This window comes from Kitasatospora sp. NPDC127111 (genome assembly GCF_042677465.1).
Lineage (GTDB): Bacteria > Actinomycetota > Actinomycetes > Streptomycetales > Streptomycetaceae > Kitasatospora.
Genome location: NZ_JBHXTG010000008.1, coordinates 17,220 through 31,227, shown reverse-complemented (window position 1 = coordinate 31,227; position 14,008 = coordinate 17,220). Strand labels below are relative to the sequence as shown.

7 protein-coding genes are annotated in these 14,008 nt (G+C 72.2%); 1 reads left to right on the top strand and 6 read right to left on the bottom strand.

Features of this window, described 5'->3' with window-relative positions; all coding sequences use genetic code 11:
- Positions 1-234 precede the first annotated feature (234 nt).
- The 5 genes from ACFVHB_RS07445 to ACFVHB_RS07425 all read right to left on the bottom strand — a co-directional run bounded on the left by ACFVHB_RS07445 (position 235) and on the right by ACFVHB_RS07425 (position 9,885).
- A complete protein-coding gene (locus tag ACFVHB_RS07445) occupies positions 235-5,181 on the bottom strand; it encodes an NAD-glutamate dehydrogenase (protein ID WP_380316574.1) in 4,947 nt (1,648 codons plus the stop codon).
- Positions 5,182-5,507: 326 nt separating this feature from the next.
- Positions 5,508-7,133, bottom strand: a complete 1,626-nt coding sequence (gene pruA, locus ACFVHB_RS07440; RefSeq protein WP_380316900.1) for an L-glutamate gamma-semialdehyde dehydrogenase — start codon at positions 7,131-7,133, stop codon at positions 5,508-5,510.
- A gap of 269 nt (positions 7,134-7,402) precedes the next feature.
- Positions 7,403-8,059: an HAD family hydrolase gene (locus ACFVHB_RS07435; RefSeq protein WP_380316571.1), complete on the bottom strand. Its 657-nt coding sequence runs from the start codon at positions 8,057-8,059 to the stop codon at positions 7,403-7,405.
- 98 nt (positions 8,060-8,157) lie between these two features.
- Complete coding sequence (locus ACFVHB_RS07430; protein WP_380316568.1) at positions 8,158-8,667, bottom strand: DUF6912 family protein; 510 nt, start codon at positions 8,665-8,667, stop codon at positions 8,158-8,160.
- A 144-nt stretch (positions 8,668-8,811) separates the two neighbouring features.
- On the bottom strand, positions 8,812-9,885 hold the full coding sequence (locus ACFVHB_RS07425; protein WP_380316565.1) for a patatin-like phospholipase family protein: 1,074 nt from the start codon (positions 9,883-9,885) through the stop codon (positions 8,812-8,814).
- A gap of 425 nt (positions 9,886-10,310) precedes the next feature.
- On the opposite strand from ACFVHB_RS07425, the gene ACFVHB_RS07420 reads away from it, so the two are divergent.
- Entirely contained in the window at positions 10,311-10,922 is a 612-nt protein-coding gene (locus tag ACFVHB_RS07420) for an Rv3235 family protein (RefSeq protein ID WP_380316562.1), read from the top strand.
- Between the two features lie 197 nt (positions 10,923-11,119).
- On the opposite strand, the gene secA is transcribed toward ACFVHB_RS07420, so the two are convergent.
- Positions 11,120-13,882: a preprotein translocase subunit SecA gene (secA, locus tag ACFVHB_RS07415; RefSeq protein ID WP_380316559.1), complete on the bottom strand. Its 2,763-nt coding sequence runs from the start codon at positions 13,880-13,882 to the stop codon at positions 11,120-11,122.
- Between the last annotated feature and the right edge of the window lie 126 nt (positions 13,883-14,008).

Sequence of the window (14,008 nt, the reverse complement as noted above, 5' to 3'; positions counted from 1 at the left end):
AACGGCGGACTTTGTGACCCGGTGTTCACCCACACCTCACGTCGGCGCCACAAGCGAACCGCCCCTGTCGGAGGGCGCGCCGGTGCCGAGAGGCGGCCGAGCAACCGCCCCGAGCCGGAGGGCGCCGGGTCCGCGCGCCCGGAGGCGAGCGGGCGAGCAACCGCCGGGGGAAAACGACGGCGGGGCCGCGTCCGAAGACGCGGCCCCGCCGGATCGGGCCCTTGCTCCCGGTCGTCAGCGCATCGACCCCGTGCGGAGCAGGGTGCGGATGACGCGCATCGCGACCGACAGGCTGGACAGCTCGTAGTTGTCCGAACCCCTTATGTCGTCGAGCGTGCTCTTGGCGCGGTTCAGCAGGGTGGCGTTGAGGTCCGCCCAGGCGGTGTACCGCTCCTCGGGGGTGGCACCCTCGGGGCCGCAGGCCAGGATGTCCGCGGTCAGCGCCGCGTGGGCCGCGAAGAGGTCCTCGCGGATGGCGGCGCGGGCCATGGACGACCAGCGGTCGGTCCGGGGCAGCTCGATGATGCGGTCGAGCAGGTGGGTGATCTGGAGGCGGTCGGCGAGGTCGTAGTACAGCTCGGCGACATCGGCGACGTCCTTGCCGGACCGGTCCGCGACCTCGGTGATGTCCAGGGTCGGGAAGGTCGAGGAGAGACCCGCGATCCGGGTGGCCAGGGCCTCCGGGACGCCCGCCCCGGCCAGCTCGTTGTAGACCGACTCGAACCAGGCGAGGTCCTCGCCGCGGAGCGGCTTGGGCAGCGAGCCCCACACCTGGTTGACCCGGTCGTGGAAGAACTCGATGGTGCCGGCGATGTCCAGCGGCTGGCGGCGGTTGTTGAGCATCCACCGGGTGGCGCGCTCGACCAGCCGGCGCGAGTGCAGCCGCATCTTGGTCTGGGCACGGGCGGGGACCTGGTTGTCCAGGGCCTCGATCTCGGACCAGATCTCCTCGAGGCCGAAGACGGCCCGCGCGGCGGTGTGCGTCCGGGCGATCTCCTCGTACGTGGCGCCGGTCTCCTCCTTCAGCCGGAAGGCGAAGGTGCAGCCACCGCGGTTGATCGTGTCGTTGACGATCAGCGTGGTGATGATCTCGCGGCGCAGCGCGTGGTTGTCGATCGCCTCGGCGAACTTCGCCCGCAGCGCGCTCGGGAAGTACTCGTGCAGCGCGGTGCGGAAGAAGGGGTCGTCGGGCAGCTCGGTGGCGAGCAGCTCGTCGGCCAGCGTGATCTTGGTGTACGCGAGCAGCACGGACAGCTCGGGCTGGGAGAGCCCGCGGCCGCCCTGCTGGCGCTCGCGGATCTGCCGCTCGGTGGGCAGGAACTCCAGCGCCCGGTCGAGCTGCCCGTCCGCCTCCAGCCGGTTGATCATCCGGGAGTGGACGTTGACCATGCTGTGCGCCTGGGCGACGGCGTTGGCCAGCACCACGTTCTGCGCGTAGTTGTTGCGCAGGACGAGGTGGCCGACCTCGTCGGTCATCTCGGCCAGCAGGGCGTTGCGCTGCTTCACCGTCATGTCGCCGTCGGCGACGATCTGGTTGAGCAGGATCTTGATGTTGACCTCGTGGTCCGAGGTGTCCACGCCGGCCGAGTTGTCGATGGCGTCGGTGTTGACCCAGCCGCCCGTGCCCTGGGGGCCGCCGGCCGCGGCGTACTCGATGCGGCCGAGCTGGGTGCAGCCGAGGTTGCCGCCCTCGCCGATGACCCGGGCCCGGACCTGCTCGCCGTTGACCCGGATGGCGTCGTTGGCCTTGTCGCCGACCTCGGCGTTGGTCTCGGCCGAGGCCTTGACGTAGGTGCCGATGCCGCCGTTCCAGAACAGGTCGACGGGCGCCTGCAGGACGGCCTTCATCAGCTCGGCCGGGGTGAGCCGGGCGTCCTCGATGCCGAGCGCGGCCCGGACCTGCGGGCTGAGCTGGATCGACTTGGCGCTACGCGGGAAGACGCCGCCGCCCGCCGAGATCAGCGACTTGTCGTAGTCGTCCCACGAGCTGCGCGGCAGCTCGAAGAGGCGGCGGCGCTCGGCGTACGAGACGGCCGCGTCCGGGTTGGGGTCGAGGAAGATGTGCCGGTGGTCGAAGGCGGCGACCAGGCGGATGTGCTCGCTGAGCAGCATGCCGTTGCCGAAGACGTCACCGGACATGTCGCCGATGCCGACGACGGTGAAGTCCTCGCTCTGGGTGTCGACGCCGAGCTCGCGGAAGTTGCGCTTGACCGACTCCCAGGCGCCGCGGGCGGTGATGCCCATGCCCTTGTGGTCGTAGCCGGCCGAGCCGCCGGAGGCGAACGCGTCGCCCAGCCAGAAGCCGTACGACTCGGCGACGCCGTTGGCGATGTCGGAGAAGGTCGCGGTGCCCTTGTCGGCGGCGACGACCAGGTAGGTGTCGTCCTCGTCGTGGCGGACCACGTCGGCCGGGTGGACGACCGCGCCGCCGACCAGGTTGTCGGTGATGTCCAGCAGCGCCGAGATGAACGTCTTGTAGGACGAGATGCCCTCGGCCAGCCAGGCGTCCCGGTCCACCGACGGGTCCGGCAGCTGCTTGGCGACGAAGCCGCCCTTGGCGCCGACCGGCACGATGACGGTGTTCTTCACCATCTGCGCCTTGACCAGGCCGAGGATCTCGGTCCGGAAGTCCTCACGCCGGTCGGACCAGCGCAGACCACCGCGGGCGACCTTGCCGAAGCGCAGGTGCACGCCCTCGACCTGCGGCGAGTACACCCAGATCTCGAACGCCGGGCGCGGGGCCGGCAGGTCCGGGATGGCCTTCGGGTCGAACTTCATCGACACGTAGGAGTGCCACTCGCCCGAGCCGTCGTGCTGGAAGAAGTTGGTGCGCAGGGTGGCCCTGATGAGGTTCAGGAAGGAACGCAGGATGCGGTCCTCGTCCAGCGAGACGACCTCGTCCAGCGCCCCGGCCAGCTCCTCCACGATGCCCTCGGTCAGCTCGGCGGCACCCTGCTGGTGGCTGGGGCTGAGCCGGGCCTCGAAGAGGTTGACCAGCAGGCGGGTGGTGTGGGTGTTGTTGCGGAGCGCGTCCTCCATGTAGTCCTGGGAGAACGTGGAGCCCGCCTGGCGCAGGTACTTGGCGTACGCGCGCAGCATCATCGCCTGGCGCCAGGTCAGCCCGGCGGTCAGGACCAGCTCGTTGAAGCCGTCGTTCTCGGCCTTGCCGGTCCAGGTGGCGGCGAAGGTCTCCTGGAAGCGCTCGCGCGCCTCGTCGGTCAGGTCGACGGCCTCGCGCAGTCGCAGCCCGAAGTCGTACACCCAGGCGGTGGTGTGGTCCGAGCGGGTCAGCGCGTACGGGTGCTCGTCGAGCACCTCCACGCCCAGGCGCTGCAGGACCGGCAGGACCTCGGTGAGCGAGATCGGGCCGCCGACCCGGTAGATCTTGAAGCGGCGCTCGTCGTCGCCCGCGCCGACCGGCTGGTACAGGTTGAGGCGGAAGTCGCCCTCGCCGTGCAGCGACTCGATCTGCTTGAGGTCGGCGACGGCGGTGCGCGCGGTGAAGTCGGCGCGGTAGCCGTCCGGGAAGGCGTTGGCGTACTTGCGGGACAGCTCGGCGGCGCGCTCCTCGCCCAGCTCCAGGTGCAGCTGGTCGTTGAAGCCGTCCATCCAGAACCGGGCGGCCTCGGCGAGCTTGCCCTCGATCCGCTCGATCTCGGCGTCGGTCAGGTGCGGCAGCTCGCTGCCGGGGGTGACCCGGACGACGAAGTGCAGACGGGTCAGCACGGACTCCGTCGACCAGACCGTGTAGTCGATCGAGGCGCCGTTGAGCTCCTGCATCAGGATGTCCATCAGGCGCAGCCGGATGCGGGTGGTGTAGCGGTCGCGCGGCAGGTAGACCAGCGCGGAGAAGTAGCGCCCGTACTCGTCCTGGCGCAGGAACAGCCGCAGCCGGCGGCGCTCCTGCAGGTAGAGCACGCTGGTGGCGATCTGGAGCAGCTCGGCGGCCGGGGTCTGGAAGATCTCGTCCCGGGGGAAGGTCTCCAGGATCTGCAGCAGGTCGCGGCCGTCGTGGCTCTCGGTGGAGAAGCCGGAGCTGGTGATGACGTCCTGCACCTTGCGGCGGACCACCGGGATGCGGTTGACCGACTCGGTGTAGGCGGCGGCGGAGAAGAGGCCGAGGAAGCGGCGCTCGCCGACGACCTCGCCGTTGGCGTCGAACTTCTTCACGCCGACGTAGTCGAGGTAGGCCGGGCGGTGCACGGTGGCGCGGCTGTTCGCCTTGGTGAGGACGAGCAGCTTCTTCTCGTGCGCCTTGGCGCGGACCGGGGCGGACAGCCGGCCGAAGGCCTCGCTGACCGGGTGGTGGTCGTCGTCGTGGCTGAGCGGGTCGGAGCGCAGGATGCCGAGGCCGGTGCCGGCGACGGCCTTGAGGACCTCCTCGCCCTCGTGCTCGACCAGGTCGTACTCGCGGTAGCCGAGGAAGGTGAAGTGGTCGTCGGCGAGCCAGCGCATCAGCTCCCAGGCCTCGCCGACCTCCTGCTCGGGCAGGCCGGCCGGGGGCTGCTCGGCGAGCTCGTCGGCCAGGCGCAGCGCGGAGTCGCGCATCTTGCCCCAGTCCTCGACGACCTCGCGGACGTCGCCGAGCACGCGGCGCAGGTTGGCCTCGATCGAGCGGAGGTCCTCGCGGTCGGTCTCGCGGTCGATCTCGATGTGCATCCACGACTCGACCAGGGCGTCGTCGGGCCACTCGGCGCCGGCGGCCTTGCTGCGGGCGCAGGCGTCGATGTCCAGGATCTCCAGCAGCTTGCCGGTGATGTCACGGCGGACGACCAGCTGGGGGTGGATCACGATGTGGATCGCGCGGTCCTGGCGGGACAGCTCGTTGGTGACCGAGTCGACCAGGAAGGGCATGTCGTCGGTGACGACCTCGACCACGGTGTGGCCGCAGGACCAGCCGTTCTCCTCGACCGAGGGGGTGTGCACCCGCACCTCGGCGGTGCCCTGCGGGCGCTTGAGCCCGAGCCGGTAGTGCGAGGCGGCCGCACCGTAGACGTCGACCGGGTCGCGGTGGACGAGGTCCTCGGGCGCGGTGTGGAGGTAGTAGTGGTGCAGGTACGCGGTCAGAGCGCCGTTGCTCAGCCCCTCACCCGGCGCCGCTCCCCCCACCTGGCTGTTCTCAGCGGCTGCTGCTGCCTTCGTGAGCAGTTCGGCCTTGGCTGCGTCCAGCTTGGTCTGCATGACTTCTTGGCTCCTGTCGCGCGCCGTTGCGTGACTCGGTGGTGTGTGGATGTGCACCGCCGGGTCTACCGCAATCCTGCCGCACCGACCGGCTGAAAGGCCTTCATGGCACGCATGAAACGCCTCTGCAGCGGGTAGGACGAGACGTTCGGCCTGCAGACACCCGACGACGCCAGCCAGCCTAACCGGATCAATCGAAGGTGTCAGGGGACAGGGAGGCACAAACCTGCAGGAAGATCCGTCCGTCCTGGACACCATGTCCAAACCGGCCGGTCGTGTTCGCCATCAGCAAGAACACCGCCCTCCCGAAGCCTCCGCCGCGGCGCTCAGCCCATGTGCGGGTAGCCGTACGCGGTCGGCGGGACGAAGGTCTCCTTGATCGACCGGGCGGAGGTCCAGCGGAGCAGGTTCTGCGCGGCGCCGGCCTTGTCGTTGGTGCCGGACGCGCGGCCGCCGCCGAACGGCTGCTGGCCGACCACCGCGCCGGTCGGCTTGTCGTTGATGTAGAAGTTGCCGGCCGCGAAGCGCAGCTCCTCCACCGCCCGGGCGATGGCGTAGCGGTCCTGGGCGATCACCGAGCCGGTCAGGCCGTAGGGCGCGCCGGAGTCGACCCGGCCGAGCACGTCCTCCCAGCGGGCGTCCTCGTAGACGTGCACGGCCAGGATCGGGCCGAAGTACTCGGTCCGGAACATCTCGTTGCGGTGGTCGGAGGAGACCAGCACGGTCGGGCGGACGAACCAGCCGATCGCGTCGTCGTACTGGCCGCCGGCCGCCAGCTCCACGGTCGGGTCGCTCTTGGCCCGCTCGATCGCGTCGCGGTTCTTCTCGAAGGCCCGGCGGTCGATCAGCGCGCCCATGAAGTTGGACAGGTCGGTGACGTCGCCGACGGCCAGCGCGTCCACCTCGGCCAGGAAGTCGTCCTTGATCCGCTGCCAGAGGCTGCGCGGCAGGTAGGCGCGGGAGAGCGCCGAGCACTTCTGGCCCTGGTACTCGAAGGCGCCGCGGATCAGCGCGGTCCGCAGGATCTCCGGGTCGGCCGAGCGGTGGGCGAGCAGGAAGTCCTTGCCGCCGGTCTCGCCGACGATCCGCGGGTACGTCCGGTAGCCGCCGATGTTGGCGCCGACGGTCTGCCAGAGCGACTGGAAGGTGGCGGTGGAGCCGGTGAAGTGCAGCCCGGCGAGGGCCGGGTCGGTCAGCGCCACCGGGGAGACCTGCAGGCCGTCGCCGGTCACCAGGTTGATCACCCCGGGCGGCAGGCCGGCCGCCTCCAGCAGCCGCATCAGGTGGTGGGCGGCCAGGGTCTGGGTCGGCGCGGGCTTCCAGACCACGGTGTTGCCCATCAGCGCGGGCGCGGTCGGCAGGTTGCCGGCGATCGCGGTGAAGTTGAACGGGGTGATCGCGTAGACGAAACCTTCCAGCGGGCGGTGGTCGGTGCGGTTCCACACGCCCGGCGAGGAGATCGGCTGGTCGGCCAGGATCTGCCGGGCGAAGTGCACGTTGAACCGCCAGAAGTCGATCAGCTCGCAGGCGGAGTCGATCTCGGCCTGCTGGACCGTCTTGGACTGGCCCAGCATGGTCGCCGCGTTGAGCGTCTCCCGCCACGGCCCGGACAGCAGGTCGGCGGCGCGCAGGAAGACCGCCGCCCGGTCGTCGAAGGAGAGCGACCGCCACTCCCGCCCGGCCGCCAGCGCCGCGTCCACCGCGGCCCGGGCGTCCTCCCGGGTGGCGTTGCCGAGCACGCCCAGCTTGGCGGCGTGGTGGTGCGGCTGGACGACCTCGATCCGCTCGCCGCCGCCGAAGCGCTGCTCGCCGCCGATGGTCATCGGCAGCGGGATCTGCTCGGCGGCCAGCTCGTCCAGCCGGCGCACCAGCCGGGCCCGCTCCGGGCTGCCGGGCGCGTAGCCGTGCACCGGCTCGTTGCCCGGGGTCGGGACCTGGGTGACTGCGTCGATGGGCATGGCGGGCTCCGCTCGTCCTGGTGACCGGGCCCAGGGACGGCCCGGCGTCAGTCCAGCCTGACGAGCGGCGGGCCGGTTCGCCCGTTCAGACACGCCACCGGCGGACGTGGTTCACGCCACGCCGGGAGCGGCTCCGGTGGTCCGGGTCCCGTGGTCGCGCGCGGCCCTGCGTCCCCGTGGTCGCGCGTGGCCGGGCGCGTCCCGTGGTCACGCGCGCCGGGTGCGTCCCCGTGGTCGCGCGTGGCCGGGCGCGTCCTCGGGGGTCAGGCCGCGATCAGCCCGGCCAGCTCGACCGCCTCGGCCAGGCTGTCCACCACCGGGACGCCGACCAGCTCCAGCTTCGCCCGGGTGTGCGAACCGCCGGTGTACAGCACCGCGTGCGCACCGGCGTTCAGCGCCGCCAGCGCGTCGTCCGCGGCGTCGCCGATCAGCACCGTACGGGCCGGGTCCACGTGCTCCCCGAGCGCGGCCAGGTGCCGGGTGAGGTGCTCGGCCTTCTGGCCGCCGGACGGGCCGCTGCGGCCGTCCACCCGGAGGAAGTGCGGGGTCAGGCCGAAGCCGTCGACCACCGGCACCAGCTTCTCGTGCTCGTACATCGACAGCAGCGACTGGCTGTGCCCGGCCGCCCGCCAGCCGCTCAGCAGCTCCACGGCGCCGTCGGTCAGCGCGCAGGCCGCGCTCAGCTCCCGGTAGTGGTCGTGGAACGCGTCGTCCAGCCGCAGCCACTCGTCGTCGGAGGGCAGCCGGCCGAGCAGCCGCTGGTAGAAACGGGGAATCGGGATCTCGTACTGCTCCCGGTACTCCTCCATGGTCATCGGTCCGATGCCGATGGTCGCGAAGGCGGCGTTGCTCGCGCCGAGCACCGCCTCCATGTCGTGGAAGAGCGTCCCGTTCCAGTCCCAGACGATGTGAATGCGCACGCAGGGAACGGTAACGCCGGACACCAACGGACCGGTAGGACGGGGCTCACGCCCGTCCCGCCCCACCCGTCGCCCCGCCCCTCGCCCCGCCCGCCGGCTCACGCCAGCAGGGAGGGGATCTCCTGGGTGGCGAACCAGAGCAGGTCGTGGTCCTCCGCGCCGTCCACCGTGAACTGCGCGTCCTGGTCACCCGCGTCGGCCGCCGCCACCGCCGCGACCGCCGCCTCGACGTCCGCGAGCACCTCCGGGTCGGCCACGTCCGCGTGCACCGCGGCCGCCTTCGCCAGCTTCACCGGGCCGGCCAGCACCACGCGGCCGAGCGAGGCCTGGTCCTGGTACTCGTCGCCGGGGAACGGCTTCACCGCGGAGTCGGCGACGTCCAGCGCCACCACCACGCGCCGGCGCGGCGCGTCCGGGTCCTCCGCCAGCAGCCGCAGCGAGGACTGGGCGGCCCGGTTCAGCGCCGCGTACTCCAGCTCCTCCAGGTCGTCGCTGACGTACCACTCGCGCAGCGCGGGCGTCACTGCGTACGCCGCGGACTGCTCCAGGGCGCCGCCCGGGTGCGCCGCCGCCAGGCCGGTCAGGGTGGTGGGCACGTACACGCGCATCGGTGGCACTCTCCGGTTCGTCCAGCGGCACAGCTTCCAGCGCCCCCAAGAATAAGCGCCGGGACGGCGCCCGTGATCACGTGCTCACTCCCGTCCGCGCTCCCCGCGCCGGGCGTACCGGGGGCCGGGGGTGTCGCGCGGGGGTCACCGCACGCCGTCCAGGGCCGCCCGGCTGGTCCGCAGGGCGCTCTCCAGCACGGCGCCGCGGCGGGCCGGGTCCATCATGTTCGGCCCCATCACCGCCAGGTCGGCCGGCGTCGGCGCGAGCAGGTGCACCCGGACGCCGCTCGCCCGCAGCAGCCGGGCCTCGCGCATCAGCTGCCTGGTCACCGCCCGGCGGTAGCGGCCGACCACCTGGGCGAGCACGCCGTGCGGGCGGTCCCGGGCACGCCACTCGCGCAATGCCGCCAGGGTGCCCCGGCCCGGCCCGGCCGGCGTGGCCGACGGCCCGCGCGGGTCCAGCCGCAGCGCCATCGGGGCGAGCACGAAGACCTCGTCCAGGCCGCGGCCGAGCATCAGGTCCGCGTTGGTGGCCGACCAGCAGCCGCCGTCCACGAACGCGGAGCCGTCGACGTGGACCGGGGCGAACCAGCCGGGGATCGCGCAGGACGCCATCACCGCGTCGGCGAGCGCCGCCGGCGGGGCGCCCGGGTCGCCGAAGACCACCCGGTGGCCGCTGCGGTAGTCCACCGCGGCCACCCGCAGGGGCGAGCCGTCCGGGAAGCCGCCCGGGCCGAGCAGCCCGCGCACCAGCTCGCCGACCGGCGCCAGTGAGCCGCGGCCGTGCGGCGCCATCGCCGAGACCATGGTCAGCAGCGGGTACCCGCGCGGGTGCCGGACGGCGTCCCGGAGCAGGCCCGGCGAGCCGATGCCGGCCCGTGGGCGCGGGGGCAGCGCGCCGCCGACCGCGGTGTCGTAGTCGAAGTCCACCCCGGCCAGCGGGCCGGCGGTGACCGGCAGGCCGCGCTGGTGGTCGCGGAGCTGGTCGGCCCGGACCCCGCCGACCAGCAGCGCGCCGAGGATCGCGCCCGCCGACGTCCCGAGCACCGCCTCCGCGTCGCCCGGCTGCCAGCCGACCGCCTCCTCGACGGCGCAGAGCGCGCCGACCGTCCAGGCCGCTCCGAGCATCCCGCCGCCACCCAGCACCAGACCCCGGCGGGGAGTGCCCTCGGCGGGGCGCGGCTCGGCCGCCCGTGTCTCGGGTACCCGTGTCGTCATGCCGGCCGCCTGTCGTCGTCGGGGCGGATGTCGCCGTCGGGGCGGATGTCGTCCCCGCCGTGCGCCCGGTCCTGAACGGCGCCTCCCGCCGCTCGCACCGGTGTTGCGGGGCCGGTCCGGGCGGGTCGCCGGTCCGGCTCCGATCGTGCGCGCCCAGCGGTCGGCCGCGCAACGCCTGGCCACGGCCGCGCCACCCGTCCCGGCGAACCCGACCGTCCCCTTTCGGGCCTTCCCACCCGCCCCCGCACGTCAACCCGATGCCACCCGGACGGCGTCACGGGCCGTTGCCCCATCGGCCGGTTCACCCGGATAGGTGAACCTTCGGGAGGGCCCCGGAGTGCCGCGGAACCCGGTTGCCGCCCCGCCCGGGGCACCACTACCAAGGACCCGTCCGTACCCGCACCACCCGTCGCCCAGGAGCCCCGATGACCCCCCGCCCGACCCGGACCGGCCCGCACCGCGCCGACCCGCGACACGACGGCGTCCACCGCACCGACGCCCGTGACGCCGACGCCCGGCACACCGATCCCCGGCACACCGACCCCCGGCACACCGACCCCCACGCCGGGCCGCCCCACGGCGTCCGCCTCGGCCGGGCCGCCGTACCACCGGCCCACCCGCGGGCCGCCTCCCGGGCCTGCCCCCACCCGTCCGCCGGCCGGCGGCCACGCCACCCCCGGGTCGCCTGCACCACCGCCACCCCGACCCCGGACCTCCGCGCCGGGCTGAGCGTCCGCTTCGCCCACCAGCTGGTCGAGGTGCTCACCGGCGCCCGGCCGTCCGGCCAGCTGATGCGCCACACCACGCTGGACGGCTACGGCCAGCTCGCCGCGCTGGTCCGCGCGGGCACCCTGCGGCGCGGCGGCGCCGCCGACCGGCCCCGGCTCGGGCCCGTGCACGACCGCTCGCCCTCGCCCGACGTGGTCGAGGCCTGCGTCCGGGTCGACCTCGGCAGCCGGCACCACATGGTGGCGTTCCGGCTGGAGCTGCGCGGGCCCGCCGGGCAGTGGCAGTGCACCGCCGTGGAGGCCCGGTGAGCGGGCCCGCCGTCCGGCCGCGCCGGGCCACCCCGCACCCGGCCACCCCGACCCGGGCCACCCCGCGACCGGCGCGCACCCGACCGGCCACCGCACGACCGACCGTCGCACCGCCGGCCACCGCAACGGCGCAGGGCGCCACCCGCGTACGGGAGCGGCGCCCTGCGTGGCGGCGGGCCGGGCGGGCCGGCCGTGCCTCAGCCCTTGCGGCGGCGGCCCTTGGCCGACTTGGCGGCCTTGCGGCGCTCGGCGCGGGTCAGCCCGTCGCCCTCGTCCTCCGGCGCGTAGTCCTCGAAGTCGCCCTCGACCACACCGCCGCCGACCTCGTCCGAGGGGGCCGTGTAGTGCAGCCGCTGCGGCTTGGGGGCCTCCAGGCCCTTGGCCTTGATCTCCGGGCGGGCGGCGTCCTTCTCCAGCTTGTCGAGCACCACCTCGGTGTCCTCGACCGGCACCTCCTCGACCTGCTGCTCGACCTGGACCTCCAGGTTGAACAGGTAGCCGACGGACTCCTCCTTGATGCCCTCCATCATCGCGGTGAACATGTCGAAGCCCTCGCGCTGGTACTCGACCAGCGGGTCGCGCTGCGCCATGGCCCGCAGGCCGATGCCCTCCTGGAGGTAGTCCATCTCGTAGAGGTGCTCGCGCCAGCGGCGGTCCAGCACCGAGAGGACGACCCGGCGCTCCAGCTCGCGCATGATCTCCGAGCCGAGCTGGTCCTCACGGGCGCCGTACTGCGCCTGGATGTCCTCCTGGACGACCTTGGTGAGGAACTCCGGGGTGAGGCCCGCGGTGCCGCCGGCCTCCTCCTCCAGCTCCTCCAGGTCCAGGGTGATCGGGTACAGCTGCTTCAGCGCGGACCACAGCTTGTCGAGGTCCCAGTCGTCCTCGAAGCCCTCGCCGGTGGCCGCCTTGACGTATGCCTCGACGGTGTCGTCCATGAAGTGGCCGACCTGCTCCTGCAGGTCCTCGCCCTCCAGGACGCGACGGCGCTCGCCGTAGATGACCTCGCGCTGGCGGTTCAGCACCTCGTCGTACTTGAGGACGTTCTTGCGGATCTCGAAGTTCTGCTGCTCGACCTGGGTCTGCGCGGAGGCGATGGCACGGGTGACCATCTTCGACTCGATCGGCACGTCCTCCGGCACGTTGGCCATCGAGAGCACGCGCTCGACCATCCCGGCCTTGAACAGGCGCATCAGGTCGTCGCCCAGCGACAGGTAGAAGCGGGACTCGCCCGGGTCGCCCTGACGGCCGGAACGGCCGCGCAGCTGGTTGTCGATCCGGCGGGACTCGTGCCGCTCGGTGCCGAGGACGTAGAGGCCACCGGCCTCCTTGACCTCCTCCTGCTCCGACTTGACCGAGGCCTTGGCCTTCTCCAGCGCCGCCGGGAACGCGGCCTCGTACTCCTCCGGCGTGTCGACCGGGGTGATCCCGCGCTGGGCCAGCTCGGCCGCCGCGAGGTGGTCGGCGTTGCCGCCGAGCATGATGTCGGTACCGCGGCCGGCCATGTTGGTGGCGACGGTCACGGCGCCCTTGCGGCCCGCCTGGGCGACGATCTGCGCCTCACGCTCGTGGTGCTTGGCGTTCAGCACCTCGTGCGGGATGCCGCGCTTGCGCAGCTCCTGCGAGAGGTACTCGGACTTCTCCACCGACACGGTGCCGACCAGCACCGGCTGGCCCTTCTCGTGCTTCTCGGCGATGTCCTCGACCACGGCGGCGAACTTGGCCGGCTCCGACTTGTAGATCAGGTCCGGCTGGTCGATGCGCAGCGGCGTCTTGTTGGTCGGGATCGGGACCACGCCGAGCTTGTAGATCTGGTGGAACTCGGCCGCCTCGGTGGTACCGGTACCGGTCATACCGGCCAGCTTGTCGTACAGGCGGAAGAAGTTCTGCAGGGTGATGGTGGCCAGCGTCTGGTTCTCGTTCTGGACCTCCACCCCCTCCTTGGCCTCGATCGCCTGGTGCATGCCCTCGTTGTAGCGGCGGCCGGCCAGGATGCGGCCGGTGTGCTCGTCGACGATCATGACTTCGCCGTTCATCACGACGTAGTCCTTGTCCGCCTTGTACAGCTCCTTCGCCTTGATGGCGTTGTTCAGGAAGCCGACCAGCGGGGTGTTCACCGACTCGTAGAGGTTGTCGATGCCGAGGTAGTCCTCGACCCGGGAGACACCCTCCTCCAGCACGCCGACGGTGCGCTTCTTCTCGTCGACCTCGTAGTCGCGGTCGATCTTCAGGCGCTGCACCAGCTTGGCGAAGTCGGCGTACCACTTGGTCGCCTGGTCCGCCGGGCCGGAGATGATCAGCGGGGTGCGGGCCTCGTCGATGAGGATCGAGTCGACCTCGTCGACCACCGCGAAGTTGTGGCCGCGCTGGACGAGTTCGTCCTTCGACCAGGCCATGTTGTCGCGCAGGTAGTCGAAGCCGAACTCGTTGTTGGTGCCGTACGTGATGTCCATCGCGTACTGGCGCTTGCGCTCGGCGGGCGTCATGTTGGCCAGGATCACGCCGACTTCGAGGCCCAGGAAGCGGTGCACCCGGCCCATCCACTCCGAGTCGCGCTCGGCGAGGTAGTCGTTGACGGTGATCAGGTGCACGCCCTTGCCGGTCAGCGCGTTGAGGTACGCGGGCAGGGTGCCGACCAGGGTCTTGCCCTCACCGGTGCGCATCTCGGCGACGTAGCCGAAGTGCAGGGCGGCGCCGCCCATGAGCTGGACGTCGTAGTGCCGCTGGCCGAGCACGCGCTTGGCGGCCTCGCGGACGGTGGCGAACGCCTCGGGGAGGATGTCGTCCAGGGTCTCGCCGTCGGCGAGCCGCTGCTTGTACTCGTCGGTCAGCGCGCGCAGCTCGGCGTCGGTGAGGTTGACGAAGTCCTCTTCGATGGAGTTGACCTGGGCAGCAATCCGCTGCAGCTTGCGAAGGATCTTGCCTTCGCCGGCGCGCAGGATCTTGTCGAAGACGGACACTTGGGCGGGCTCCTTGCCTGTATTGGCACTGGACGACTGCACGGCGGGTCCACCCCACCGCACGGGCCATCGTATGCGAGGAGTCCAATGCCCCGGGAGGTGCGTCAGCACGGTATTCCCGTGTCA